Genomic DNA, 25,841 nt, shown 5'->3' on the forward strand with positions numbered 1-25,841 from the left:
AGGAGAAGCAATGAAAGCTCGCCTACTGGGAGGCATCGCTGCGCTTGTCGTAGCCATCATTGGAACAGTGATGCTTGTTCTTTACGTCCAGGGCGCCGACAAGCGCGCCTTGGCCAACACGGAGACTGAAGAGGTCTACATCGTCCAGAAGGACATCCCGGCCGGCACCACGGCGGCCAAGTTCGGAGACTCCGTCATCAAGAGGGCAGTCCCAAAGTCAGCCGTCGCCTCGGACAGCATCAACAGTCTGTCCGACCTCGGTTCCAAGGTCGCGGCAGTGGAGCTCGTGCGAGGCGAACAAGTTCTCGCCTCGCGCATGGTGGAACCGAACGCCGTGGTTGGACCGGGGCGGGTTGAATTGCCGCCGGGTCTCCAGGAAGTAACCCTGAAACTACCCATCGAACGTGTTGTTGGTGGGACCCTCATCGCCGGTGACACTGTGGGCGTCATGCTGTCGGTCAAAGAAAACGAGAAGTCCAATTCTCCCGACCAGACCCAACTCACCTTCCGCAAAGTCCTTGTGACAGCTGTGCAGGACGCGAGTGGGACAATCGCCGACAATTCCAAGGCAGACAGCGGTTCCGGAGGCGGGGCGCTGAATGCCAATAAGAACTCGAGCCAAACCGAATACTTGGTCACGTTGGCAAGATCGGATGTAGACGTGGAAAAGATCGTCTATGCAGCCGAATTCGGCACTGTTTACCTGTCGAAGGAGCCATCTGGCGCTACCGAAGGAACCTCGGGCGTCCTTGATCGGGGGAGGTTGTTCAAATGAGCCGCTTTATTCTCATCACGGCGGATCACGACTTTGAGAAGCGCGTTCGGACCGCAACAGCGGGCATGAGCGGCAGTCTCCAATGGTTCCAGGCGAACTATTTGCCTGAGGGACCCCGCGACATCCTGGACCAACTCCTAGGCGAACCCCCTGAGGTGATGATTCTGGGGCCAGGGCTGGAAGTGGCAGAGTCGCTGAAGCTCGCATCGTTGATGGACCTGCAGTATCCGGAAATCAGCGTGGTGCTGGCGGCAGTCCAAACGGCGGAGCTGGTGCTTGGCGCCATGCGGGCCGGCGTTCGCGACATCCTTTCGCCCACCGCCGAGGTGGAAGACATCCGCATCATGGTAGAAAGGGCGTGCCTGGCGGCGGCTGGCCGGCGCCGGGGTCTGGCTCCTGTCTCAGGAGAAGGAACAAGCGGGTCCGGCGGCCGCGTCATTGCTGTCATGTCCCCCAAGGGCGGCGTAGGCAAGACCACTGTGGCCACCAATCTGGCCGTGGGCCTTGGCAAAGTTGCGCCTATGGGAGTGGTCATTGTGGATCTTGATCTGCAGTTTGGCGACGTCGGCAGCGGATTGTTGCTGGAACCTGAACGGACCATCACCGATGCCGTCCTCGGTCCAGCAACCCAAGACGCGATGGTACTCAAGACCTACCTCACAGTCCATCCTGCCAGCATCTATGCCCTGTGCGCGCCACGGAATCCAGTAGAAATGGACAGGATCTCGGCTGCTCATATCACTCGCCTCCTGGAACAACTGCGTCATGAATTCCAATACGTCGTAGTTGATACGGCTCCGGGTCTGGGAGAGCACGTGTTGGCCGCCCTCGAATGCGCCACGGATGCGGTGTGGGTTTGTGGGATGGATATTCCAAGCATTCGTGGGCTCCGGAGCGGGTTACAAATCCTGGATGAGTTGCAGCTGCTTCCCCAGAACCGGCACGTTGTACTGAACATGACCGACCACAAGAGCGGGCTGCAGCTCAAGGACATCGAAGCCACCATTGGCGTTCCTGTCGACGTAGCGATACCCCGTTCCCGCACGTTGCCGTATTCAACCAACAAGGGGGTACCCCTGCTTCAGGACGCCACCCGGGATGCTGCCTTGAAAGGGCTGCGGCTGCTTGTGAGCCGGTTCAAGCCGAATTGGGATGAACGGTCCCGCAAGCAGGTACACAGAAGGGCGGTAGTTCGATGAGTCTGGCACGCAGATTTGAAAATCTTCGCAATCCGGAGAGCGGCCACCAGGAGGCAACGAGCACTCCTACCGTTCTTCCGACAGACACCACAGCATCCACGCTTGGGCACATACAGGAAGCCAGGGCTGCCGCGGCGGCATCCAGTATCACGGAAGGGGGTGGGGAAACACCCTCAACCATCCTGGCCAGCGGTGCTTTGGCCGGGCTCAAGGAACGTGCGGTGTCGGCCCTGTACGAACGCCTCGGTTCCCGGCTCACTGATTCCACGTTGGAAGAAAACGAACTCAACCAGTACGTCAGAGATGAACTTCGACTTGTCGTTGACGAAGAGCAAGTTCCACTCAGCACGGCCGAGCGGCAGCGGCTAACCGGGGAAATTCTTGACGACGTTATGGGGCACGGAGCAATCCAACGCTTCCTGAACGACTCCGCGGTGACTGAGATCATGGTCAATCGGTTCGACAGCATCTACGTCGAACGCGCGGGGAAGCTGTACAAGACTGAAGCCCGCTTTACGTCGGATGAGGCTCTCCGCCGGGTCATCGAGCGAATCGTCTCCCGGGTGGGTCGACGCATCGACGAGTCATCCCCGCTGGTCGATGCACGCTTGGCCGACGGCTCCCGCGTCAATGCCATCATTCCGCCGCTGGCCGTTAACGGGCCGTCCCTGACCATCCGCAAATTCGGCCGGGAAGCCCTGACTGCGGCGAAACTCATTGAGTTTGGCAGTATGACTCCGGAAATGGCCGAACTGCTCAGCGCATGCGTACAGGCACGTATGAACATCATCGTTTCCGGGGGCACTGGTACCGGTAAAACCACCCTTCTCAATGTGTTGTCGTCCTTCATTCCTGCGGATGACCGGATCGTCACCATCGAGGACGCGGTGGAACTGCAATTGCAGCAGGAGCATGTGGTGCGCCTGGAAAGCCGTCCGGCCAATATTGAAGGCCGCGGGGAGATTTCCATCCGTGACCTGGTCCGCAACTCCCTTCGCATGAGGCCCGACAGGATTGTGGTCGGCGAAGTCCGCGGTGGCGAATCCCTGGATATGTTGCAGGCCATGAACACGGGGCATGACGGCTCCATTTCGACTGTGCACGCCAACTCCCCACGCGATGCCATAGCCCGTCTTGAAACCCTCGTCCTGATGTCGGGAATGGACCTGCCCTTACGGGCCGTCAGGGAACAGATTGCCTCGGCAGTCAACCTCATCGTCCATATCAGCCGTCTTCGGGACGGTACCCGGCGCATCACCCACATCACCGAGGTCCAGGGGATGGAAGGGGACGTGGTGACTCTTCAGGATGCATTCGTCTTCGACTACTCAGCGGGGGTGGACACCAACGGCCGCTTCAGGGGCCGAACTATCCCTACCGGCGTCCGGCCCCGGTTCACGGAGCGGTTCGCCGACCTTGGCATTCAAGTATCGCCAGCAGTCTTCGGGTCGCTGATCTCCGGAGGCCCACGATGAACGTGTTGTGGGACTCGCCAATGGTTCTGGCGGTTGGCCTGATCTTTGTCTACATCGCGCTGTTGCTTTTGGTGACGGTCGTCCTGAAGTCGAGGCGGACAATTGCCCTCGAACGACGGCAACCCCAAACCCTGGTGCGTCGGACGGCGTTGAACGTCGTTGCCGGCTCAGCCAAGGGCCTCATCGACTCCCGGTTGCTGGACCGCCCGCGCGGCATTCTTTCGCCAGCAGTCCTCGATGCCGCCGGGCTAAAGAAGCAGGCGTCTGACTATATGGTCATTTCCGGCGTTGTGGTGCTGGTCTGCGCGGTGTCGGGGGCCTCATTGGGTGGGCTGTTCATGTGTATCGTCTTCATCTTCTTCGGAGTTCTCGGCCTCTACGCCGCTCTTCGTCTGCTGACCGCACGTCGGAGAGCCGCCTTCGAGGAACAGGTGCCGGACACACTTCAGCTCCTGACTGGTGGGCTTCGGGCAGGCCACAGCCTCCTGCGTGCAGTGGATGCTGCCGCTGTGGAAAGCCAGGCTCCCATGGCAGAAGAGCTAAGCCGCGTGGTTAACGAGTCCCGGATCGGCAGGGACCTGGGCGGGTCTTTGCTGGATGTCGCCGAAAGGACAAAAAGCGAAGATCTTGCGTGGATTGCCCAAGCCATTGAAGTCCACCGGGAAGTGGGCGGGGATCTCGCTGAAGTACTGGATCATGTGGGTGAAACCATCAGGGATCGCAACCAGATCCGACGGCAAGTAAGGGCGCTGAGTGCGGAAGGACGAATGTCTGCCCTCGTCCTTCTGGCGTTGCCCATAGTGATGTTCTTCGCGCTGATGCTCATTAATCCCACCTACGCCCACACCTTTACCTCGACCCTTCCGGGATACCTGATGATCGGGGTGGCTGCTGTGATGCTGGGCCTGGGGTGGTTCTGGCTCAGCCGTCTTATCAAGCCGAAGTTCTAGGAGCCAGCCATGACGCTTTTTGCCTACGCCGCAGTCCTCTGCATTGTTGCCCCGGTTTCCTTGCTCGTTTGGCTTGGTGTGGCCGGCGACCGCACGGGCCTCCGTAATATCAGGTCTAATCTGGGCCGCACCTCCGCCCTCGCCGCCCGTCCCACTACATCCGTCCAACGGATAGCAGGAGTCTCCCGACGATTCGCCCCCAACGGTTATATTGCATGGCTCGACAAACAACTCGCGGGGGCAGGACGGCCCAAGGAATGGCCTCTGGACCGGGTCCTGGCGGCGAAGCCTATGCTCTCAATCGCCGGCGCATTGTTGGGCCTGATGTTGTACCTGGGCGATCCCAGCGCCGGAAAGTTACTCCTCGGTTTGGCTACGATCGTCCTGTGCTATTTCGTGCCGGACCTGTTGATCAGGTCCAACGCCGGCAAGCGCCGCAATGCGATTCGCATGGAACTTCCCAACACCTTGGACCAGATGCTGATTGCTGTGCAGGCAGGCCTGGGTTTCGAAGCTTCCATGGCACGGGCGGCAGCCAACGGGTCAGGACCCCTAGCGGATGAGCTCATACGAACTCTTCAGGACATCCAAGTGGGCCGAAGCCGCAAAGAGGCCTATCTCGCCATGTCGGATCGTGTGGACGTTCCTGATGTCCGAAGCTTTGTTCGGGCCATAGTCCAAGCGGACGCCTACGGTATAGCGATCTCGAAGGTCCTGAAGACGCAGGCCCAAGAGATGCGAACCAAACGGCGGCAGAGGGCTGAGGAGTACGCCATGAAGATTCCGGTGAAAATCCTCTTTCCCCTGCTTTTCTGCATCCTTCCAGCCCTGTTCATCATCCTGCTGGGTCCCGCAGTAATGGGCATCATCAAGGCATTTTCCTGACAGCCGACTTTCCATCCAACCCGGCTGATTATGTCCTGCGGGAAATAGACCGGCACTTCGCGGATCCCAGACCACGGAGTGCCACAACGGCCCCCTTCCGGTACCCAGAGCCGGGAGGGGGTCCTCCAACGTCCGGGCTAACAACATCCGGGCGACGACAGGAAGGCTACTCCCGCCGGGCCCGCGTCAATTCAGCCCTGGCGAGCAGCTCACTGTCCGACGGGTAGGCCACTTCTTCGAGGACCAACGGATGAGGCGCGGCGAGCACCGACTTGGCATCGCGTCGGCGCTCCAACAGCCGCGAGTGCAGCCATTCAGGAGTTTCCAGCCCCTCGCCCACCCGCAGAGCCGAACCAACCAACGAACGCACCATGTTGTGGCAGAAAGCGTCAGCCTGAACGGTAGCCACGATGACGCCGTCGCTTCCGCGATCAAACGAGAACTTCTGCAGCTCACGGATGGTGGTGGCACCTTCCCGGGGTTTGCAGTAGGAACGAAAATCCTGGAGCCCCAGCAAGGACCGGGAACCCTGGTTCATCAAGGCAACATCCAAGGGCGCCTTGTGCCACAGCGTGATCCCACGGAGCACCGGGTCCCATCTCCCCGGACCGTCGGCAATCCGGTAACTGTACCTGCGCCACAACGCCGAGAAGCGCGCATCGAAACCCTCCGGCGCCAGACCGGCGTCGTGCACTTCCACTGCACCGGTGAGGTCGCCGAGGATACGGCTCAAGGCTCCGCGGAGGCGTCGCAAAAGGGCGACGGCGGGATCAAGTTCGTGGCCACGCGGCAGTGAGAGCCACTCGGCTTCGGTGACATCGAGATGTACTACCTGGCCGCGGGCATGGACGCCGGCATCGGTGCGGCCGGCAACAGTAACGCGGACGGGTCGTTGCAACAACAGCGCCAGTGCTTCTTCCAAAGAACCCTGCACGGTACGCAGCCCCGGCTGCAATGCCCAGCCGCTGAACGGGCCGCCGTCGTAGGAAAGATCCAGCCGGACACGCAAAAACCCGCCGCCCCCCATAACGGGGGCAGCGGGTTTTCGTTCGTTCATAGACTTAAGTCTACTGTGAAGAATTCAGTGAATTACTTCTTGTCCTCAGCGGCCGGAGCCTCTTCGGTTTCAGCAGCTTCAGCTTCCGGAGCCTCTTCGGTCTCAGCGACTTCAGCGGCAGGAGCCTCTTCAGACTCAGCAGCTTCGGTTTCGACGGATTCGGTCTCTACGACCTCTTCCTCGGCAGCCGGAGCAGCCTTGGCAGCAGCAGCGGTTGCTTCAGCAACAACGGCCTGCTTCGGGGAAACCGGCTCGAGAACGAGCTCGATGACAGCCATGGGAGCGTTGTCGCCCTTGCGGTTGCCGATCTTGGTGATGCGGGTGTAGCCACCATCGCGGTTGGCAACGGCGCCGGCGATGTCGGTGAACAGCTCGTGGACAACGCCCTTGTCGCTGATCAGGCCGAGAACGCGGCGGCGGGAAGCGAGGTCGCCACGCTTGGCGAAGGTGACCAGACGCTCTGCGTACGGCTTGAGGCGCTTGGCCTTGGTGACCGTGGTGGTGATGCGCTTGTGCTCAAACAGAGCAGCTGCCAGGTTCGCGAGCATCAGACGCTCGTGAGCCGGGCCGCCTCCGAGGCGCGGACCCTTAGTGGGGGTAGGCATAGTTATTTCTCCTGTTGTGTAAGCCGGTCAGGTCCATTGCTGGACCCGGCGGCCAAGATCTGCTGTTTAGAGCTCGTCGTCGCTGAACGCGGCGTCGTCCTCTTCGATGGCTGCGGCGCGGGCTGCGAGATCGAAACCGGGAGGGGAGTCCTTGAGGGACAGACCCAGTTCGACGAGCTTTGCCTTGACCTCGTCGATGGACTTCGCACCGAAGTTACGGATGTCCATCAGGTCAGCCTCGGAGCGGGCAACGAGTTCACCCACGGTGTGGATGCCCTCACGCTTGAGGCAGTTGTAGGAACGGACGGTGAGGTCCAGATCCTCGATCGGCAGAGCCATGTCGGCTGCCAGGGCAGCGTCCGTCGGCGACGGGCCAATCTCGATACCTTCAGCTGCGGTGTTCAGCTCACGAGCCAGACCGAACAGTTCCACCAGGGTGGTGCCTGCGGAAGCAACAGCATCGCGGGGAGCGATTGCCTGCTTGGTCTCGACGTCGACAATGAGCTTGTCGAAGTCGGTGCGCTGCTCAACACGGGTAGCTTCCACGCGGAAAGTTACCTTCATGACCGGCGAGTAGATCGAGTCGACCGGAATACGGCCGATCTCGGAGTCGCCGGACTTGTTCTGAGCTGCCGAAACGTAGCCACGGCCGCGCTCGATGGTCAGTTCGAGTTCGAACTTGCCCTTCGAGTTCAGAGTGGCAATGTGCAGATCCGGGTTGTGGAATTCGACGCCGGCCGGCGGAGCAATGTCCGCGGCGGTGACGACTCCGGGGCCCTGCTTGCGCAGGTATGCAACAACCGGCTCATCGTGCTCGGAGGAAACCGAAAGGTTCTTGATGTTCAGGATGATCTCAGTGACATCTTCCTTGACACCGGGAACCGTGGTGAACTCGTGCAGCACGCCATCGATCCGGATGCTGGTTACAGCGGCACCGGGGATGGAGGAGAGCAGGGTACGGCGGAGGGAGTTTCCGAGGGTGTAACCGAAGCCCGGCTCCAGCGGTTCAATGATGAAACGGGAGCGGTTCTCGGATACAACTTCTTCAGACAGGGTGGGGCGCTGTGCAATGAGCACTTAGGTTTCCTTTCGGCGAGCATCCGCTATATGACGCAACACAGGTGGTGGAAATCGGCTTCGGTTTCCAGCCTGACCAGCCGGGCCATGCTGATGGAAGCAAAACCTCCATAGCAGGCCCGGCCAGTCAGGCAGGGAAGACCTAATTAGACGCGGCGGCGCTTCGGGGGGCGGCAACCGTTGTGGGCGCTGGGGGTGACATCCTGGATGGAGCCAACCTCGAGGCCAGCGGCCTGAAGTGAACGGATTGCGGTTTCGCGTCCGGATCCCGGTCCCTTGACGAAGACGTCAACCTTGCGCAGACCGTGCTCCTGGGCGCGCTTTGCAGCAGCTTCGGCAGCCATCTGGGCAGCGAACGGGGTGGACTTACGGGAGCCCTTGAAGCCAACCTCACCGGCGGAAGCCCATGAGATAACAGCACCGTTCGGGTCCGTGATGGACACGATGGTGTTGTTAAAGGTGCTCTTGATGTGCGCCTGGCCAAGCGCAATATTCTTCTTATCCTTGCGACGCGGCTTACGAACCGCTCCACGAGTCTTCGGGGGCATTGTTTCTCCTACAGAAAGTTATCGGGGGAAAACCAGGTCAATCCCGAGGGATTAACGTCCGGCCTTCTTCTTGCCGGCGACGGTGCGCTTCGGGCCCTTGCGGGTACGAGCGTTGGTCTTCGTACGCTGTCCGCGTACGGGCAGGCCCTTGCGGTGGCGCAGGCCTTCGTAGCTGCCGATCTCAACCTTGCGGCGGATGTCAGCGGCTACCTCGCGGCGAAGGTCACCCTCAACCTTGTAGTTGCCTTCAATGTAGTCACGCAGCTGAACCAGTTCGGCGTCAGTCAGGTCCTTGACGCGAACGTCAGCGCTGATGCCGGTGGCAGCCAGGGTTTCGTGTGCACGGGTCTTGCCCACGCCGTAGATGTAAGTAAGCGCAATTTCCAACCGCTTTTCGCGGGGAATGTCTACGCCAGCGAGACGAGCCATAGTGGCGGTACTCCTTGAATAAACCGGAGGTCGTAGGCAGTACACCCGCACGTTCCGTGCGGCCCCAGCCTCCGACCGGGGGTTCGCTGACCAGGCTCTGTAATGCAGTCCTGGCACAGCTTGTGCTGCCTTTATTTACTTGCGTGGGCTAGCAACCCAGGTTTGCCCTTGCGGGCGCTGATTCCCGGAAGGGGAATTAGCCCTGGCGCTGCTTGTGGCGCGGGTTCTCGCAGATCACCATGACCCGGCCGTTACGGCGGATCACTTTGCACTTGTCGCAGATCTGCTTGACGCTCGGCTTGACCTTCATGGCGTTCCTTTGCGTGTTTTGCAGTTGATCTGCTGGAGCGGGTTGGGCACTATTGCCCTGCCGCCCAGCAATTTACTTGTAGCGGTAGACGATACGACCACGTGTGAGGTCGTATGGGCTCAGCTCCACCACTACCCGGTCCTCTGGGAGAATCCTGATGTAGTGCTGACGCATCTTCCCAGAGATGTGTGCGAGAACGACGTGCTTGTTGGTGAGCTCAACGCGAAACATCGCATTGGGCAGCGCCTCAGTCACAACGCCCTCGATCTCAATGACCCCGTCCTTCTTGGCCATATCCTCCGCTAACTGTTGTTTGCCACCGTCCTCCGATGAGGCACCGAAGATCCAGCGGACGTTTTTTTGTTTGCTTGACCGCCTTGGAACCACGACACCAAAAAGGGCGCGGCTGCACAGACAACCAACAAATAACTCTACGCCAATCTGGCTGGAAAGTTAAATCCGACCATGGTAGCGCACGTGTCCCCCGCCGTCACTCCCCCGCTTGGCGATAAGCCGGGAAGTGACCGGCCGCCGTCGTGATGCTTTCGGCCGCCAGGACGCCGTCCAGAATGGCCAACCGGACCGCCTCGGCGGCCGCGCTTTGGAGGGTGATCAGCGATACCTGCCGCGCTTGTTCGGTGCTGCGGTCAAGAGCGACGGCGCCTGTGGCCATGGCGAAAATGGTGTCACCGTCCGCGAGGGTGTGGGAAGGATCCAGGGCCCGCGCCAGCCCGGCATGCCCGGACGAGGCAGTCCGCTTGCACTCAGCCACATCCAGCACCGCATTAGTAGCGATCACCACGAGGGTGGTGTTGAGTCCCTGGGGTTCGTCCCGCGCTGGCTTATCCTCGGCCTGCGGGACTGGAGCCCGGCCGCGCGCGTCTAAGGGAGGAACGACCGAGCGCGCAGAGGGCTGCAGGTCCGCAGGACCAAACTGGGGCGAACCCAGCGCGTTAACCACCGCCAGCGCACCTACGATCACGCCGCCGTCGAGAGTGATCGAGGAGCTGCCCACACCGCCTTTGTGCTGTCCGCGGGCAACAACGGCACCGGTCCCCGCGCCGACGTTTCCACGTTCGACGGCGGCATGGTCGCCTGAGGCGAACGCTGCCGCAGCTGCCCGGTAACCCATGTCGGCATCGGGTCGGGCGCGCACGTCGCCACCGCGCCCGAGGTCGAAGATGGCAGCAGCGGGAACGATCGGCACGACAGTTCCAGGGACGGCGAAGCCGCGGCCCTGTTCCTCACACCAGAGTTGGGCACCCGTGGCCGACGCCAAACCGAAAGCACTGCCGCCGGTCAAGACCACGGCATCGACCGTGGACACCAAGGTGGTCGGGTCCAGGGCGTCGGTCTCGTGTGTGCCAGGGCCCCCGCCGCGGACGTCAATGGAACCCACGGTTCCCGGTGGCGGAAGGACGACTGTAACGCCGCTCAGCCACCCGCCGTCGTTCTTCTGCATGTGCCCAACCCGGATACCCGGGACATCGGTGATCGCCGTCATGGGTCCATTCTCCACCCCCGGGCCGGTCATGAAACGGGAGTCGAACCTCAAATACGAACTCGTGAGTAACGCCCGGTAAACGGGTCCGGAAGTGTAAGACAACTCTCGCTACGAAGGACCATTTTGGCCCGGGCACGCGGCGTCAATGTGGTGAGCTAGGCCTGTCTTCGCCGCCCCTGGCAGGGAGCAGGCGCCCCGCATTCCGCCGAAACCGTGAGTAATACATGACTGTCCCTTTGATGAACAACAGCACCGCCGTGCCCGCAAGACGACGCTGGTCCGGTCGCAGCCGCAAGGACTTCGTGGTGTTCCTTGCCATGGCCTTGCCCAACCTGATCCTGATCGGCACGTTTACCTACTGGCCCCTGATCAACAACATCTACTACTCCACACTGGACTGGACCTTGGGCTCGGCCTCGGCCACCGTTGTCGGGCTCCAGAACTACGTCACGTTCTTCACCAGTGAGGATGCGTCCAAGGTCCTCGGAACCACGGCCATCTTCACGGTGTTCACCGTAGGCGGCTCCATGATCCTTGGCCTACTGGTGGCCCTCGCGCTCAATTCGAAAGTCCGTGGAACCACCTTCGCCCGGTCAGCGGTGTTCGCGCCCTACGTACTCTCCGGAGTGGGCGTCGGCCTGGTGTGGCTGTTCATCTTCGATCCCGGTTACGGAGTGCTGGCCTGGATCCTGCGCGGACTCGGGCAACAGAGCCCGCAATGGATCAACGATCCGCAGCTGTCCCTGGTGATGGTCATCATCGTCTACGTGTGGAAGAACCTGGGCTACTGCGCCGTGGTTTTCCTGGCAGGGTTGCAGTCTCTTCCCCGCGACGTGATGGAGGCCGCGGCACTGGATGGTGCCAACAGTTTCCGGCGGTTCTTCAACATCTCTTTGCCGCTGCTCTCCCCCACCACGTTCTTCCTGCTCATCACCACCATGCTCAGCTCCTTGCAGGCCTTCGACCTCATCCGCATCATGACCCCTCTGGGCAACGGCACCAGCACGCTGATCTACGAGGCGTACCTGCAGGCCTTCGGGGCATACAACCGGGCAGGCTATTCGGCCGCAATTTCGGTGATCCTCTTCGCCATCCTGCTGGTCATCACCGTCCTCCAACTGCGGTTCGTTGAGCGAAAGGTCCACTATTCATGAGCGCCCCTGCACCCGTCGTCGTGCGTGAAGAACCCCAACAGACTGCTTCACCGGAGGGTCCGCCCGCCAGGCCCAACCCCCTGTCCAGGTCCAATCTCCTCCAGACCGTGGCCACCGGCTATGTTCCCCTGATCGTCGCAACGCTGGTGGTCTTCCTGCCGCTGCTGTGGATGCTCCTGAGTTCCTTCAAGCAACCCGGCGAAATCGTCACCATGGACCTTCGGATCCTTCCCCAGTCACTGAACCTGCAGAACTACGTCACGGCCATGACCACCGTTCCGTTCGCACAGTTCTTCGCCAACAGCCTGATCGTCACCATCGTGGGCTCGTCGGTCAAAGTGGTTCTGGCAATCCTCACCGCCTATGCCTTGGTGTTCGTGCGCTTCCCGTTCAAAAACGTGATCTTCGTGCTGATTCTTGTGGCCCTTATGGTCCCCGCGCAGGTGTCGATCCTGCCCAACTACATCCTGATCGCCGGCATGGGCGGAAAGAACACCCTGTGGGGCATCATCCTTCCCGGGCTCGGCACGGCGTTCGGCACGTTCCTCCTGCGCCAGCACTTCCTGACGCTGCCGCCGTCGATCCTTGAAGCGGCGGAGATTGACGGCGCCGGACACTGGCGCAGGCTGTGGCAGATCATCGTTCCAGTGTCGGTCCCGTCGATCGCCACCGTGGCGTTGGTGACCGTGGTCAGCGAATGGAACGACTACATCTGGCCCCTCATCATCACGGACCGGCCCGAAACCATGACGCTTCCGGTAGGACTGACACTCCTCCAGAACTCCGAAGGCAACGGAGCCGGCTGGGGAATCCTCATGGCCGGCGCGGTACTGGTGATCGTCCCCATACTGCTGGTCTTCGCAGCACTCCAGCGCTACATCGTTGCCGGTCTGACCCAAGGCAGTGTCACCGGTTGATTCTCCACCACACCATTCGCATCAAAGTCAGTAATTGAGAGGAAGCATCATGCGCACCAACCTTGACCGCCGCCATTTCCTGGGATTGGCAGGCCTCGGAGCCGGAGCAGCGGCCCTCGCCGCATGCGGCGGACCGTCGACGGCGGGCACGGCAGACGCCGTCGACACCGCCACTATCGACTTCAGTGGCGTCAAGCCGGCCGCCTCCATCGACTTCTGGACGAACCACCCCGGCAAGTCGCAGGATGTGGAAAAGGCGATCATCGAGAAGTTCCACGCCAAGTTCCCCGATATCAAGGTCAACCTGGTCACCGCGGGCGCCAACTATGAAGAGATCGCGCAGAAGTTCCAGACGTCCCAGGCAGCCAAGACCGGTCTGCCCGGGCTGGTTGTGCTCTCCGACGTTTGGTGGTTCCGTTACTTCTCCAACGGCAGCATCATCCCCATCGATGGCCTGGTGAAGCAGCTGGACATCAAGATCGACGATTTCCAGAAATCGCTGGTCGACGACTACAAGTACGACAACAAGCAATGGGCCCTTCCGTACGGCCGTTCCACCCCCTTGTTCTACTACAACAAGGACCACTTCAAGGCAGCAGGCCTGCCGGACCGCGCACCGGCCACGTGGCAGGAGTTCGCGGAGTGGGCTCCCGAACTCAAGGCCACCTCCGGGGCGCAGTACGCCTACATCTACCCGGCCCTGGCGGGCTATGCCGGGTGGACGCTGCAGAACAACCTGTGGGGTTGGGGCGGTGCCTGGTCCAAGGGCTGGGACATCACCTGCGACTCCAAGGAATCCGTGGCCGCGCTTCAGTGGGCCCAGGACTCCATCTACAAGGATGGCTGGGCCGGTGTTTCATCCAAGGAGGCCGCTGACGACTTTGCCGCCGGAATCACCTCGTCCACCATTTCTTCCACGGGTTCGCTCCTGGGGGTCCTGAAAGCAGCCAAGTTCAACGTGGGTGTCGGGTTCCTTCCCGGCGGTCCCGAGGTCCCGAGCAGCGTCTGCCCTACCGGCGGTGCGGGTCTCGGCATTCCCAGCGGCATCACCAAGGAGGAGCAGCTGGCCGCGGCAACCTTCCTTAAATTCATGACCGAGCCGGAGAACACTGCCGCGTTTTCAGCCGCCACCGGATACATGCCCACCAGGCTCTCGGCAGACATGTCCTCTGTTCTCGCGGCCACTCCGCAGATCAAGACAGCCATGGACCAGCTCGCTGCTACCAAGGTCCAGGACAACGCCCGCGTGTTCCTGCCCGGCGCCGATCAGGAAATGGCCAAGTCAGCAGCCAAAATCCTCACGCAGCAGGGCGATGTCCAGGCGACCATGACCGAGCTGAAGAAGACGCTTGAGGGCATCTACACCAAGGACGTCAAGCCGAAGCTGAAGTCCTGACCCCTCTGGAAAAAACAAAAGAGCGCGGCTACTTCGGTAGCCGCGCTCTTCCCTTTGGAGCAGTTACGGGATGGGGACAGGCACGACGCCGAGGGGCGCCAATTGCTCTGCGCCTCCATCGGGGGCGGACAGCACCCAGATGCCCTTTTCATGCACTGCTACGGAGTGCTCCCACTGGCAGGAACGCTTGCCGTCAGTGGTGACCACGGTCCAGTCGTCGTCTAGGGTGGCCGTTTCGATGTCGCCGCGAACCAGCATTGGCTCAATCGCAAGGCACAAGCCCGGGCGGATCTTCGGACCACGGTGGCTGGTCCGGTAGTTCAGGACATCAGGTGCCATGTGCATTTCGGAACCGATGCCATGGCCGACGTAGTCCTCCAGGATGCCCAGCGGCTTGCCCGGGACCGAGGAGACGTAGTCATCGATGGCGTTTCCGATGTCTCCCACGAACTTGCCCTTGGCCAAGGCAGCGATACCCCGCCACATGGCGGCCTCGGTGACGTCCGACAGCCGCTGGTCCTCGGGATCCGCGGTGCCCACGATGACCGTCCGCGCCGAGTCGGAGTGCCAGCCATCCACGATGCAGCCGCCATCAATGGAGATGATGTCTCCGTCTTGGAGGACACGTCCACCGGGGATGCCGTGGACCACTTCCTCGTTGACGGAGGCGCAGATGGTCGCCGGGAACCCGTGGTATCCGAGGAAGTTGGACTTGGCTCCTGCGTCATTGAGGACAGCTGCAAAAACGTCGTCCAGGTCCTTGGTGGTGACGCCGGGCTTGGCAGCCGCAACGGCAGCGTCCAGTGCCCTGCTCAGGACAAGCCCGGCCTGCTGCATCGTACGCATCTGCTCGTTGTTCTTATATTCAATGCGGGGCTGACCGAGCGCCATGTTCTCCTCTGGAAGGTTTGCTGTTGGGACCGATCAGGCCCCGTGCTCCAACCATTTTCCCGCATCCGAGACCGTGGTCGAAATTGGCTCGATTCCCAGCTCCTCCCGCAGCCGGTCCAAACGGTACGTCCGCTGCTTTCCTACCTGGCTGACGGCGTAGCGGGTCAGCTTCGGAGCACGGCCCGTAGCCCGCGAAGCTGCTTCCGAAACGGCCGCGAGCGCCATGGCCGCGGGCTCCGGAAGGTAAGTGACGGGGACATCGCTGCGTCCTGAAACATCGAGTACCTGCCTCAATACAGCCCCCAGCTCCACAGGCTGGGCATCCCCCACGTTCACCGCACCGCGCACCGTCGACTGGCAGGCGGCCAGGACGGCCCGTGTCAGGTTGTCCACATGGGTCAGTTGATGTTTCACCCCGGGGTGCCCGATGCTGAGCAGCCGCCCTGCACGAATGTTGCTGACGAGGCGGGGCAACAGCGTCCGGTCACCCGGGCCGTACACGGCGTGGGGACGCAGTGCCACGGCATCGCCGTGTTTCCTGGCTTCGACGTCGGCGAGCGCCTTGCTGCGTCCATAGGCATTCAGGTGTCGCGCAGCAACCTCATCTTCGGGGCGATCCACGCATGGTTCCCACCACGGATAGACGCTGGAGCTTGAGATATGGACCAGGCGTGTCCCGGCGAACGCTTCGGCGACCGCCCTTGTCCCCTCGACGTTTGCCCGGTGAAAAACGGCAGCGTCTCCCCAGTCGGCCACCTGGGCACCGGCGTGGACAACCGCATCCACGTGCGGAAGCCGGGCAGGCGGCAGCCCCGCCAGGTCCCAGTACTCCAAGCCCTCTCCCTGGCGGCGGGCATAGCGGACGACGTCCCAGCCACGGGCTTCAGCCGCATCCGCCACGGCTCCTCCAACGAACCCCGTCGCGCCTGTCACTGCAATCCTCATGTGGCCTCCCCGGGGTCCCGGCGTACGGCAAACATCCCGCGCAGGGCCACCCGGTCCGGCTTCCTGTGCCTGCCGGAGGATGGGATGGATTCCAGGACTTCGATATGGTCCGGAAGGGCGGACTCGTCGATGAGCATGGGCAGTTCCCTGGCCAGCCGGGACTTCAGCTCAACAGCGGATTGGTCCGGTTCAGGGACCACCGCCAGCCATACCGCCTCGTCTCCGATAGTGTCCGGTACCCCCACCATGACGGCAGTCCGGACCCCTTGCACAGCTGCGATGACCGGCTCATACAACGCGGGGTAGATGTTTGTCTTACCCCGGATGATCATGTCCTTCTTGCGTCCGATCATGACCAGCCTGGACGCACCGGTTCCTCCGTGGTCCAGCCGGACGAGGTCGCCAGTGGCGTGCTCCACCATGGGGTCCTCGCCCAAGTAGCCACGGCACATGTTCGGCCCACGGGCGAACAGCTCGTGGTCGGCTGCTACGCGGATCCCGACGGCGGGCAGCGGCTCCCCGAGGAAGTCGCCCTCACCGCTGCCATCGGGCGCAGTGAACCCGGCTTCGGCGCCGGACGCGAAGGCCAGTTTCTCCCGGCCATCGGCAATGGCGATGGGCAGCACCTCGGTCATGCCGTAGATGAGTTTGAACCCGACCCCGGGCAGGAGCTTCATTGCCCGTTCAAGGAAGGGAGCAAGGATGGGGGCGGCCCCCAGCATCACTGTTCTCAGTGTCGCTGGCAGAGTGACGGAACCGTCTTCGATGGCGTCCAGGATGGGCGCCAGTTGGGAGGGCACCAGGAAAAGGTGCGTGGCGGCGTCGTACGACGTTTCTTTGCCGGTCACGGCACCCAACTCGCCGGCCAGGCGAAGCGGGTCGATGTGAGCCGAGAAACCATAACCGGGCATCGTCCAGTGGGCGCCGGCGATCAAGGCCGGAAGGCCCATCATGAGCTGCTCGGAGTGGATCCGGTCCCCCTCACCGAAGCTGCAACGCGTCGATAATTGCCCGAAACCTGCGGCCAGGGAACCCCTCGTGTGGATGACCCCTTTGGGTGAGCCGGTGGTACCGGAGGTGAAGATGATCACCGCTTCCTGTTCGGTCACCGTTTCTGTGGGTCTGGCGGACTCTTGCCCCTGCGGGAGTGTTGCCGCAAGCCCTTTTACCGGCGAAGCGCCGCGGGGGACGCCGGGGAGCCACGGCCCGGAGTAGTAGTGGCGGACATCCATGGCCCCGTAGTCCGGGAGCAGCAGGCCGCGGCCGCGTGCGATGGGACGGAGCGGGCTCCTGGCGCTGACGGCATACAGGAGTGACTCCGACGCGGCCCAGCGCGGCGCAGCCAGTTCTGCCCGGTCCCGGAAGAGCGAAGGCCCAATGCCGGGATCGATGAACACCACGGAGCCGCCCGCCCGGACGGCTCCAAGTGCCAGAATAAACGCTTCGGGACTGGGACGGACCGAGAAGAGCATCCGCTCCCCTGTCCCGAATCCGTCATCCTGCAAACGCCGGGCCGTGGCCTCAATGCCATCCACCAACTCGCGGTACATGATGGTACGACCGGGCCGGACGCCGTCGTTTCTCCGCCGTGCCCACGGTAGCCGGCTTTTGCCTGGTGCCGTGATGGCGGGACGGTCCGGAACACGGTCCGCCACGGCATAGACGGCGGTGATCAGATCCTCTGCCATCAGGGGTAGGCCGGGTGTCTCGTCAGGCATGGGCCAACTCCAACTTCCGATACCCGGGAATCAGCACTCCCCTGCTGACCTGGCGGGCAGCGATCAACCACGGCCGCTGGGCGTACATGTCCAGGAGCATCTCAAGCGTCGTGTTGATTTCCGCCATGGCAAGCGGCATGCCGATACAGAAATGCGGTCCGGCACCGAACCACAGTTGACGTGCCTGCTGTGGTGTTGCCTGTGCCGGATCAAATCCACCCAGGCTCTTGGCTGCGTGGATGGTTGAGAGCAGGATCCTGTCCCCGGCGAAGACCTTCGTACCGCCTATGTATCCATCAACCACTGCGTCCCGCAGCATCATGGGCGAAGGAACCGTGAAGCGCAGGGCCTCGTTGACGGCGGCCGGAACAACGGACCTGTCCGCGGCCAGTTCACTGAGCCGTCCACTGTCAGCAAGCAACGCCACCAGCCTTGGCACAAACGACACCAGCGTCTCGGTGCCCACCATCACGAACGCACTGATGATGCCCATGGCTTCGTCCTCTGACATACCGAGCTCACGCAGTCTGCCGGGGAAGGTATCCGGGTCGCTTTCCCTGTACGCCGTCCGGACCGGTCCAGCCAAAACCGCGACGGCGGATTTTCCTTTGGCCACTTGGCCCGCCGTCAGCGTCGGCCGGCCCAGGCGGACAAGCGACGAGATGGAGGAGCCGAGGTCGAAAAGCTCCCTGTCCGCCAGCCTCCCCGGGGCATCGTCGGGAACCCCCAGCAGGCGCGAGATGACCCCGCCGGCCAGTTCTTTGACGCAGTCCACCAGATCCACGCGGCCGTTCGCGTCCAAATCACCGTGCAGGCGCGCCTTCAGAGCTGCCGCTGCCGGTTCCACGATGCCCTCCACGGAGCGGGGAGTGAAAAGGTCACCCAGGCGCCGCCGAAGCAGCCTGTGTTCCTCACCATCCATGTTCACCAAGGCCTTGGGCCCCACAACGGGGGTCCACAGCGCACCCGAGCCTGATGGGCCGTTCTTGACGTAGGCGTCCTGGCTCATCAGCACCTCCCGAACCAGTCCCGCTTCGCTGACCAGCACACCGAGTCCCGGGATGCGAACCACAGGACCCATGGCACCCAGGCCGCGGATCACGGGATACAACACGGGGTGGGCTCCCAGATGGACGCGGCGCTCCCAACGTTCCGCCGTGCACTGCGGGTTGATCGCTGCAAGGCCCCGCATCACCGGATATCCACGTGTTCGGGGCGGTACCGGTGGTCCGCGTACCAGGCGAGAGTGTTCTTCAGCCCCCACGCTTTGACCCGTCGGGAGGAACCGAACACCACAACATCGCGTCGCAGGGCGTAGTTACGCGTCAGTTTACGCACCCGGTTGGACAAGGCGCGGTCCTCATGGAGATCTTCGATCCTGGTCCTGGGGAAACCCCCGGAGCGGTGATACATGTCTGCTGTGATGGCCATGTTGCAACCAGGAAGCATCTGGTACGGACCCAAGTATCCCTCGCCCTTGTTTCCCGGGCGGATCCGGCCGAAGAACGACGCCACCTCGACGGCCAACAACATCATGATCCGCTCACGGGCAGTTATGCCCTCGTCCTCCCTGGGATTCAGCTGTCCGGCAACCAGCTCCAGGCCGTCATCGAATGCAGCCATGATCCGCTCTGTCCAGTCCGGTGCGGCCAGGCAATCGGCATCGGTGCGGGCCAGCCACCGCGCACCGTGCTCCACGCCGAAGCGCATGCCGGTATCAGCTGCCGCGCCCGTGCCCTTCTCGCTGTCGTGAACCAACCGGATATCCATCCCCGGGTGCGCTGACGCGAACTCAGTCACGATGGCGCAGCTGAGATCCGTGGAACCGTTGTCCACCACCACTACCGTGAAATCCTGAAACGTCTGCGCCGCCAGCGAGTCCAGTGCCTGCCGTACCAGCTTCTCTTCATTGAGCATCGGCATGGCCACGCATAAGGACTTTGTGGAAGCCGCACTCGTAAGCCTGTTGCGAACCTCTTGCGGGCTCACAGCCGCACCACCGCCATTCCCAGGCTCACGCCGCCGCCCAAACCGACCAATGCCACCAGGTCCCCGGGTCCGGCCCTGCCACTGTCCACGGCAAGCTTCAGCTGCAATGGAAGGCTGACGGAGGCGAGGTTTCCGAAGTCCTCAACGGAATGAACCAGCAGTTCCGCAGGCACACCGGCACCTTCGGCGAATATATGCCGGTACGGTGCGCTGACCTGGTGTACGCAGACGACAGCGAAGTCCGTCCACGCGAGGTGCATCTCCGCGAGAGTCGCATCAAGGATGTCGGAGCCGAGGTCCAAGAACGCATCCTTGAGCTTTTCCCCGTCCATGTTGAAGTAGCTGGCCTCTGGATCACGGGGGAAGGCCGACCCTCCCGCCGCCAAGGTACCCACGGACCAATGGCTGCTTCGCGCGGTGAAGCCCATGGCCAGGATTCCTGCCGCCCCGTCTGCAGCTGCGGCGGGATCAACCGCGGCCTCCAGCAACACTGCTGCGCCGCCGTCGCTCATGGTGTACCCGGGGAAGCTGGAGGCGAACGTCGGGAAGTCCGGCACCGACCACCGCACCGCCCGGGAAGGCGACTCCCCCGTGACCACCAGAACCCTCCCATAGCGCCCTCCGGCGATCAAAGCGTCGGCAACCTCCATACCGTTGAGGAAACTGTTGCAGGCGTTCTTGACGTCCATCACAGGGCATGAAAGTCCCAGTTTCGCTGCCACCATGTGTCCCGTAGCTGGTTCAACCATGTCCTGGCTGGCAGAGGCAAAGACCAGCAGGTCCACGTCAGGTGCCTGCAATCCGCATTCCGCCAGGACCTTGGCAGCGGCGTTGGCGGCCAGATCCGACGCCTGCTCCGTCGGGGACATGACACTCCTGGAGCGGATTCCCGTGACCCGGCCGATCAGACCCGTCGGCACGCGGAAGCCAGGGCTGGATTCGGCAATGCGGCGTTCGACGGCGGCCGTATCCAGCCGCGTCGGTGGCAGGTAGACCTCAAGCCCCGAAATCCGGCTACGTCCTGACAGAGCTGTCTGCATGCGCTTCCCCCAAGAATGTGCCGCCTCAACGAAAAAGGGTGTGTCCCGCACCCATGGTACGGGACACACCCTTCACTCCAGCTCCGGTTCCCCGGCTATGTGGAAAAACGCTAGACAGCCTTGGCCGACTCGATGGCTGTGAGCACGCGGTCGGTAACTTCATCGATACCGCCGATGCCATCCACCTGAGTAAGGATGCCGCGCTCAGCGTACTTGGCCACAACGGCTTCGGTCTGCTCGTGGTAGAGGTCAAGACGGTGACGGATCACGGCCTCGTTGTCGTCCGAACGTCCCGTTTCCTTGGCACGGCCCAGAAGGCGTGCAACCAGTTCTTCGTCATCCGCGGTCAGCTGGAGCACGACGTCGAGCTCCTGCTCACCCTCAGCGAGGATCTGGTCGAGGTAGTCAACCTGCGCGGTGGTGCGCGGGTAGCCGTCGAGCAGGAAGCCGTTCTCGACATCGCTCTGGCTCAGTCGATCGCGAACCATGTTGTTCGTGACGCTGTCCGGAACGAAGTCACCGGCGTCCATGTACTTCTTGGCTTCGATACCCAAGGGCGTTTCACCCTTGACGTTGGCACGGAAGATGTCGCCGGTGGAGATGGCGACTACGCCGAGGCGCTCCGAAATCCGCTCAGCCTGCGTACCCTTGCCCGAACCGGGAGGTCCAATGATCAGCATTCTCGTCATCGCAAAAGCCCTTCGTAGTGACGTTGTTGTAGCTGCGCATCAATCTGCTTGACGGTTTCCAGGCCGACACCCACCATGATCAGGATTGACGTGCCACCGAACGGGAAGTTCTGGTTGGCATTGATCAGGACGAGTGCAACCAGTGGAATCAACGCCACGAAGCCCAGGTAGAGGGCTCCAGGCAAAGTAATCCTGGAAAGCACGTACTGCAGGTAGTCCGCGGTCGGTTTACCCGCCCGGATGCCCGGAATGAACCCGCCGTACTTCTTCATGTTGTCCGACACTTCTTCAGGGTTGAAGGTGATGGCTACGTAGAAGTAGGTGAAGAACACGATCATGGCGAAGTAAAGCGCCATGTAGATGGGATGGTCGCCACGGGTGAGGTTGTTGTTGATCCACTCAACCCACGGGGCCATCTGCTCCCCTGGCTTCGGCTGGTTGAACTGCGAAATCAAGCCGGGCAGGTACAGCATGGAGGAAGCGAAGATGACGGGCACGACGCCGGCCATGTTCACCTTGATGGGAATGTAGGTGCTGGTGCCGCCCACGGTGCGACGACCAATCATGCGCTTGGCATACTGCACCGGAACACGGCGCTGCGACTGCTCCACGAAGACCACCAGGGCCACCGTAAGCAGGCCGATGGCAAGAACGATGAAGAAGGTTCCCGGGCCCTTGGTCTCCCAGATGGAGCCAAGTGAGCGGGGGAAGCCGGCTGCGATCGAGGTGAAGATCAGCAGCGACATGCCGTTGCCGACGCCGCGCTCGGTGACGAGCTCGCCCATCCACATGATCAGGCCCGTGCCCGCTGTCAGCGTGATGATGAGCAGAAGGGTGGTAATGATGCTCTCATCGGGGATGATCGGCAGGTTGCAGCCGGGCAGCAACTGACCCGAGCGAGCCAAGGAGACCAGGGTTGTGGCGTTCAGCAGGCCCAGTGCGATGGTGAGGTACCGGGTGTACTGCGTCAGCTTGGACTGCCCCGATGAGCCCTCTTCGTACAGCTGCTGGAACCGGGGAATAACCACCCGGAGCAACTGCACGATGATGCTCGCCGTGATGTAGGGCATGATGCCCAAGGCAAAGATCGAGACCTGCAGCAACGCGCCGCCGCTGAACAAGTTCACCAGCTGGTAGATGCCCTGCGAGGTGTCACCGTTGTTCAAGCATTGCTGGACATTCTGGTAGTTCACACCAGGCGAGGGGATGAAAGCTCCCAAGCGGAAGATTGTGATGATTCCCAGCGTGAACAACAACTTGCGTCGCAAATCAGGCGTCCGAAACGCCCGGCCGAATGCGCTTAGCAAGCGTCCTCCTGAGTAGAAAGTACAAGGATGTGGTCGGGCTCAATGAAACCCAACAACCGAGTCTAACTGCTTGTGACGCCGTCGGAATAATCGAGAGTCCACAACCACCAAAAAAATCCCGGTATCCGGGGCCGAAGCCCCGCATACCGGGATTCTTTGTTACAGCGGGCTGATGCCCCACAAACCCTTAGAGGGCGGTGGTGGATCCGCCTGCTGCGGCAATCTTTTCCGCAGCGCTGGAAGAGAATGCGTGCACGGTGACGTCAACCTTGACGGTGATGTCGCCGGTGCCGAGCACCTTTACGGGCTGGTTCTTGCGAACGGCACCCTTCTCTACCAGGGACTCAACGGTGACGGTGCCACCTTCCGGGAACAGCTCGTTGAGCTTCTCCAGGTTTACAACCTGGAATTCAACCCGGAACGGGTTCTTGAAGCCGCGCAGCTTCGGCAGGCGCATGTGCAGCGGCAGCTGGCCGCCGGCAAAGCCAGCCTTTACCTGGTAGCGGGCCTTCGTACCCTTGGTACCGCGACCAGCGGTCTTACCCTTGGAGCCTTCACCACGACCAACACGGGTCTTGGCTGTCTTGGCACCCGGGGCGGGACGCAGGTGGTGGACCTTCAGAGTGTTCTGCTTCTCAGCAGCCTCTGCGGCGGTCTTGTTCTCTGCCATTACTTCGCCTCCTCTACATTCACGAGGTGCGGAACCGTGTTCAGCATGCCAACGGTCACGGCGTCAGCGGTACGGACAACGGTGTGTCCGATGCGCTTCAGGCCGAGGGACCGAAGGGTGGCGATCTGGTTCTGCTTGGCGCCGATGACGCCCTTGATCTGGGTGATCTCCAACTTGGCGTCGGAGGGAGTCAGGTTCTTAGCCATGACTAAACACCTGCCTTCTGGTTCTGGAGCGCGCGCACCAGAGCAGCAGGAGCAACCTCGTCCAGCGGCAGGCCACGGCGGGCAGCCACGGAAGCGGGCTCTTCGAGCTGCTTCAGAGCGGCAACGGTCGCGTGAACGATGTTGATCGCGTTGGAAGAACCGAGCGACTTGGAGAGGATGTCGTGGATACCCACGCACTCCAATACCGCGCGGACCGGACCACCGGCGATAACACCGGTACCGGCGGAAGCCGGACGCAGCAGGACAACGCCTGCAGCAGCCTCACCCTGCACACGGTGCGGGATGGTGTTGCCAACGCGGGGAACGCGGAAGAAGGACTTCTTGGCCTCTTCTACGCCCTTTGCGATAGCAGCGGGAACTTCCTTGGCCTTGCCGTAGCCGACGCCGACCATGCCGTTGCCGTCACCGACGACGACGAGTGCGGTGAAGCTGAAGCGACGACCACCCTTGACGACCTTGGCAACGCGGTTGATGGTGACAACGCGCTCTACGAACTGGCTCTTCTCGGCTTCACGACCGCCGTCGCGGCCACCACGGCCACCACGGTCGCCGCGGCCCTGGCCACGGTCGCCACGCTCGCCGCGACGTCCGCCGCGGCGGTCATCGGTAGCGGGTGCGGTCTCAGTTGCTTCAGCAGCTACAGCTTCAGTCACCTGAATGTCCTTTTCGTTATTTTCAACGGTCACAGTGCCAGCCCACCTTCGCGAGCACCGTCAGCGACGGCGGCGATGCGGCCGTGGTACTTGTTACCGCCACGGTCGAAGACAACAGCTTCGACGCCTGCAGCCTTTGCACGCTTGGCAACGAGCTCGCCGACTCGCTTGGCCTTGGCAGTCTTGTCTCCGTCAAGTGCACGAAGGTCAGCTTCCAGAGTGGAAGCGTAAGCCACGGTTACACCCTTGCTGTCATCGACAACCTGGACGAACATGTGGCGTGCCGAACGGTTGACGACCAGACGAGGACGTGCAGCCGTACCGGTGATGCGCTTGCGGATACGAAGCTGGCGACGGTTGCGTGCAGCCGACTTGCTCTTGTTCGTACGCTTCTTGTTAATTGCGATGGCCATGGTTTACTTACCAGCCTTTCCGACCTTGCGGCGGATGACTTCGCCGGCGTAACGGACACCCTTGCCCTTGTAGGGGTCGGGCTTGCGCAGCTTGCGAATGTTGGCAGCAACCTCGCCGACCTGCTGCTTGTTGATACCCGCAACAGAGAGCTTGGTCGGACCCTCTACTACGAAGGTGATGCCTTCGGGTGCAGAGACGTTAACCGGGTGGCTGTAGCCCAGAGCGAACTCCAGGTCAGAACCCTTTGCCTGAACGCGGTAACCGGTACCAACGATTTCAAGCTTCTTCTCGTAGCCCTCGGTAACGCCCTGGATCATGTTGGCGATCAGGGTGCGGGTCAGGCCGTGCAGCGAACGCGAGTTGCGCTCGTCGTTCGGGCGGGTGACCGTGAGAGTGTTCTCTTCCAGGGAGACCTCGATCGGGCTGGCCACAGTGTGGCTCAGCTCGCCTTTGGAACCCTTGACGCTGATGACGGAGCCATCGAGCTTGACCTCAACTCCGGCAGGAACGGTGATGGGGAGACGTCCAATACGTGACATTATTCTCTTCCTTTCCCGTTACCAGACGTACGCGAGGACTTCGCCGCCCACGCCCTTCTTGCCGGCCTGCTTGTCAGTCAGGAGGCCGGAAGAGGTGGACAGGATTGCGATACCCAGGCCACCCAGCACGTGAGGCAGGTTGGTGGACTTCGCGTAAACGCGGAGACCCGGCTTGGAGATGCGGCGGACGCCAGCGATGGAACGCTCGCGGTTCGGACCGAACTTCAGGTCGATGGTCAGCTTCTTGCCAACCTCGGCGTCCTCTTCCTTCCAGCCGGCAATGTAGCCTTCAGCCTTCAGGATGTCGGCAACGCGTGCCTTCAGTTTGCTGTACGGCATGGACACGGTGTCGTGGTATGCCGAGTTTGCATTGCGCAGACGCGTGAGCATGTCTGCGACAGGATCTGTCATAGTCATTTGGGCTATAGCCCTTCCTCGTACCGGTTTCCGCTGCGCTTGCCCTTACGAGCCTGCGCGG

30 protein-coding genes are annotated in these 25,841 nt (G+C 61.9%); 8 read left to right on the top strand and 22 right to left on the bottom strand.

Going from position 1 to position 25,841, the window contains the following annotated elements:
- Window positions 1-10: 10 nt before the first annotated feature.
- Genes cpaB through ACNAOU_RS15940 form a run of 5 tightly spaced genes read left to right on the top strand, consistent with a single transcriptional unit; the run spans window position 11 to window position 5,284 of the window.
- A complete protein-coding gene (gene cpaB, locus ACNAOU_RS15920; RefSeq protein ID WP_200942008.1) occupies window positions 11-775 on the top strand; it encodes a Flp pilus assembly protein CpaB in 765 nt (254 codons plus the stop codon).
- Window positions 772-1,974 (top strand): AAA family ATPase, encoded by a 1,203-nt coding sequence (locus ACNAOU_RS15925; protein WP_055971695.1) that lies wholly within the window; start codon window positions 772-774, stop codon window positions 1,972-1,974. The genes cpaB and ACNAOU_RS15925 overlap by 4 nt, the downstream gene beginning before the upstream one ends.
- On the top strand, window positions 1,971-3,449 hold the full coding sequence (locus tag ACNAOU_RS15930; protein WP_055971692.1) for a CpaF family protein: 1,479 nt from the start codon (window positions 1,971-1,973) through the stop codon (window positions 3,447-3,449). Before ACNAOU_RS15925 ends, ACNAOU_RS15930 begins: the two co-directional genes overlap by 4 nt.
- Window positions 3,446-4,399 (top strand): type II secretion system F family protein, encoded by a 954-nt coding sequence (locus tag ACNAOU_RS15935; RefSeq protein ID WP_422757216.1) that lies wholly within the window; start codon window positions 3,446-3,448, stop codon window positions 4,397-4,399. The genes ACNAOU_RS15930 and ACNAOU_RS15935 overlap by 4 nt, the downstream gene beginning before the upstream one ends.
- Before the next feature lie 9 nt (window positions 4,400-4,408).
- A complete protein-coding gene (locus ACNAOU_RS15940; RefSeq protein WP_422757217.1) occupies window positions 4,409-5,284 on the top strand; it encodes a type II secretion system F family protein in 876 nt (291 codons plus the stop codon).
- 166 nt (window positions 5,285-5,450) lie between these two features.
- On the opposite strand, the gene ACNAOU_RS15945 is transcribed toward ACNAOU_RS15940, so the two are convergent.
- From ACNAOU_RS15945 to ACNAOU_RS15980, 8 genes are all read right to left on the bottom strand, one after another.
- Entirely contained in the window at window positions 5,451-6,341 is an 891-nt protein-coding gene (locus tag ACNAOU_RS15945; protein WP_227453537.1) for a tRNA pseudouridine synthase A, read from the bottom strand.
- Window positions 6,342-6,373: 32 nt separating this feature from the next.
- Window positions 6,374-6,946, bottom strand: a complete 573-nt coding sequence (gene rplQ / locus ACNAOU_RS15950) for a 50S ribosomal protein L17 (RefSeq protein WP_064721598.1) — start codon at window positions 6,944-6,946, stop codon at window positions 6,374-6,376.
- Window positions 6,947-7,012: 66 nt separating this feature from the next.
- Window positions 7,013-8,023 carry a DNA-directed RNA polymerase subunit alpha gene (locus tag ACNAOU_RS15955; RefSeq protein ID WP_011775567.1) on the bottom strand — a complete coding sequence of 337 codons (1,011 nt, stop codon included), beginning with the start codon at window positions 8,021-8,023 and terminating at the stop codon, window positions 7,013-7,015.
- Between the two features lie 146 nt (window positions 8,024-8,169).
- Entirely contained in the window at window positions 8,170-8,571 is a 402-nt protein-coding gene (gene rpsK, locus ACNAOU_RS15960) for a 30S ribosomal protein S11 (RefSeq protein WP_014922380.1), read from the bottom strand.
- A 51-nt stretch (window positions 8,572-8,622) separates the two neighbouring features.
- The gene (gene rpsM, locus ACNAOU_RS15965; protein ID WP_011775569.1) at window positions 8,623-9,000 is read right to left on the bottom strand and encodes a 30S ribosomal protein S13; all 378 of its coding nucleotides are present in this window, start codon (window positions 8,998-9,000) and stop codon (window positions 8,623-8,625) included.
- Window positions 9,001-9,196: 196 nt separating this feature from the next.
- Complete coding sequence (rpmJ, locus tag ACNAOU_RS15970; RefSeq protein ID WP_011775570.1) at window positions 9,197-9,310, bottom strand: 50S ribosomal protein L36; 114 nt, start codon at window positions 9,308-9,310, stop codon at window positions 9,197-9,199.
- Between the two features lie 72 nt (window positions 9,311-9,382).
- Window positions 9,383-9,604 carry a translation initiation factor IF-1 gene (gene infA, locus ACNAOU_RS15975; RefSeq protein ID WP_011775571.1) on the bottom strand — a complete coding sequence of 74 codons (222 nt, stop codon included), beginning with the start codon at window positions 9,602-9,604 and terminating at the stop codon, window positions 9,383-9,385.
- Between the two features lie 196 nt (window positions 9,605-9,800).
- Window positions 9,801-10,814 (bottom strand): P1 family peptidase, encoded by a 1,014-nt coding sequence (locus ACNAOU_RS15980; RefSeq protein ID WP_422757219.1) that lies wholly within the window; start codon window positions 10,812-10,814, stop codon window positions 9,801-9,803.
- A 239-nt stretch (window positions 10,815-11,053) separates the two neighbouring features.
- On the opposite strand from ACNAOU_RS15980, the gene ACNAOU_RS15985 reads away from it, so the two are divergent.
- Genes ACNAOU_RS15985 through ACNAOU_RS15995 form a run of 3 tightly spaced genes read left to right on the top strand, consistent with a single transcriptional unit; the run spans window position 11,054 to window position 14,281 of the window.
- Window positions 11,054-11,968 (top strand): carbohydrate ABC transporter permease, encoded by a 915-nt coding sequence (locus ACNAOU_RS15985; RefSeq protein ID WP_018776665.1) that lies wholly within the window; start codon window positions 11,054-11,056, stop codon window positions 11,966-11,968.
- Complete coding sequence (locus ACNAOU_RS15990; RefSeq protein ID WP_039242392.1) at window positions 11,965-12,885, top strand: carbohydrate ABC transporter permease; 921 nt, start codon at window positions 11,965-11,967, stop codon at window positions 12,883-12,885. Before ACNAOU_RS15985 ends, ACNAOU_RS15990 begins: the two co-directional genes overlap by 4 nt.
- Before the next feature lie 49 nt (window positions 12,886-12,934).
- Complete coding sequence (locus ACNAOU_RS15995) at window positions 12,935-14,281, top strand: ABC transporter substrate-binding protein (RefSeq protein WP_422757220.1); 1,347 nt, start codon at window positions 12,935-12,937, stop codon at window positions 14,279-14,281.
- Window positions 14,282-14,344: 63 nt separating this feature from the next.
- On the opposite strand, the gene map is transcribed toward ACNAOU_RS15995, so the two are convergent.
- From map to rpsH, 14 genes are all read right to left on the bottom strand, one after another.
- Window positions 14,345-15,172 carry a type I methionyl aminopeptidase gene (gene map, locus ACNAOU_RS16000; RefSeq protein ID WP_422757221.1) on the bottom strand — a complete coding sequence of 276 codons (828 nt, stop codon included), beginning with the start codon at window positions 15,170-15,172 and terminating at the stop codon, window positions 14,345-14,347.
- Window positions 15,173-15,205: 33 nt separating this feature from the next.
- On the bottom strand, window positions 15,206-16,117 hold the full coding sequence (locus ACNAOU_RS16005) for an NAD-dependent epimerase/dehydratase family protein (protein WP_035733122.1): 912 nt from the start codon (window positions 16,115-16,117) through the stop codon (window positions 15,206-15,208).
- The gene (locus ACNAOU_RS16010; protein WP_055971677.1) at window positions 16,114-17,835 is read right to left on the bottom strand and encodes a class I adenylate-forming enzyme family protein; all 1,722 of its coding nucleotides are present in this window, start codon (window positions 17,833-17,835) and stop codon (window positions 16,114-16,116) included. The genes ACNAOU_RS16005 and ACNAOU_RS16010 overlap by 4 nt, the downstream gene beginning before the upstream one ends.
- Window positions 17,828-19,027, bottom strand: a complete 1,200-nt coding sequence (locus tag ACNAOU_RS16015) for a cytochrome P450 (protein ID WP_422757222.1) — start codon at window positions 19,025-19,027, stop codon at window positions 17,828-17,830. The genes ACNAOU_RS16010 and ACNAOU_RS16015 overlap by 8 nt, the downstream gene beginning before the upstream one ends.
- Window positions 19,027-19,758: a glycosyltransferase family A protein gene (locus tag ACNAOU_RS16020; RefSeq protein WP_018776672.1), complete on the bottom strand. Its 732-nt coding sequence runs from the start codon at window positions 19,756-19,758 to the stop codon at window positions 19,027-19,029. The genes ACNAOU_RS16015 and ACNAOU_RS16020 overlap by 1 nt, the downstream gene beginning before the upstream one ends.
- Window positions 19,759-19,820: 62 nt before the next feature.
- Window positions 19,821-20,864: a 3-oxoacyl-ACP synthase III family protein gene (locus ACNAOU_RS16025; protein WP_193589839.1), complete on the bottom strand. Its 1,044-nt coding sequence runs from the start codon at window positions 20,862-20,864 to the stop codon at window positions 19,821-19,823.
- Window positions 20,865-20,974: 110 nt separating this feature from the next.
- Window positions 20,975-21,544 carry an adenylate kinase gene (locus ACNAOU_RS16030; RefSeq protein ID WP_018776674.1) on the bottom strand — a complete coding sequence of 190 codons (570 nt, stop codon included), beginning with the start codon at window positions 21,542-21,544 and terminating at the stop codon, window positions 20,975-20,977.
- 5 nt (window positions 21,545-21,549) lie between these two features.
- On the bottom strand, window positions 21,550-22,860 hold the full coding sequence (gene secY / locus ACNAOU_RS16035) for a preprotein translocase subunit SecY (protein WP_039242402.1): 1,311 nt from the start codon (window positions 22,858-22,860) through the stop codon (window positions 21,550-21,552).
- Window positions 22,861-23,047: 187 nt separating this feature from the next.
- A complete protein-coding gene (rplO, locus tag ACNAOU_RS16040; protein WP_018776676.1) occupies window positions 23,048-23,530 on the bottom strand; it encodes a 50S ribosomal protein L15 in 483 nt (160 codons plus the stop codon).
- A complete protein-coding gene (gene rpmD, locus ACNAOU_RS16045) occupies window positions 23,530-23,736 on the bottom strand; it encodes a 50S ribosomal protein L30 (protein ID WP_018776677.1) in 207 nt (68 codons plus the stop codon). Before rpmD ends, rplO begins: the two co-directional genes overlap by 1 nt.
- A 2-nt stretch (window positions 23,737-23,738) precedes the next feature.
- On the bottom strand, window positions 23,739-24,410 hold the full coding sequence (rpsE, locus tag ACNAOU_RS16050) for a 30S ribosomal protein S5 (protein WP_179128297.1): 672 nt from the start codon (window positions 24,408-24,410) through the stop codon (window positions 23,739-23,741).
- Window positions 24,411-24,439: 29 nt separating this feature from the next.
- Window positions 24,440-24,823 carry a 50S ribosomal protein L18 gene (gene rplR, locus ACNAOU_RS16055; RefSeq protein WP_018776679.1) on the bottom strand — a complete coding sequence of 128 codons (384 nt, stop codon included), beginning with the start codon at window positions 24,821-24,823 and terminating at the stop codon, window positions 24,440-24,442.
- 3 nt (window positions 24,824-24,826) lie between these two features.
- Entirely contained in the window at window positions 24,827-25,363 is a 537-nt protein-coding gene (rplF, locus tag ACNAOU_RS16060) for a 50S ribosomal protein L6 (RefSeq protein WP_018776680.1), read from the bottom strand.
- 18 nt (window positions 25,364-25,381) lie between these two features.
- Window positions 25,382-25,780 (bottom strand): 30S ribosomal protein S8, encoded by a 399-nt coding sequence (gene rpsH / locus ACNAOU_RS16065; RefSeq protein ID WP_011775584.1) that lies wholly within the window; start codon window positions 25,778-25,780, stop codon window positions 25,382-25,384.
- Window positions 25,781-25,841: the final 61 nt, after the last annotated feature.

The sequence above is a fragment of the Paenarthrobacter sp. C1 genome (assembly GCF_049315185.1).
In the GTDB taxonomy this organism is placed as follows: Bacteria; Actinomycetota; Actinomycetes; order Actinomycetales; family Micrococcaceae; genus Arthrobacter; species Arthrobacter nicotinovorans.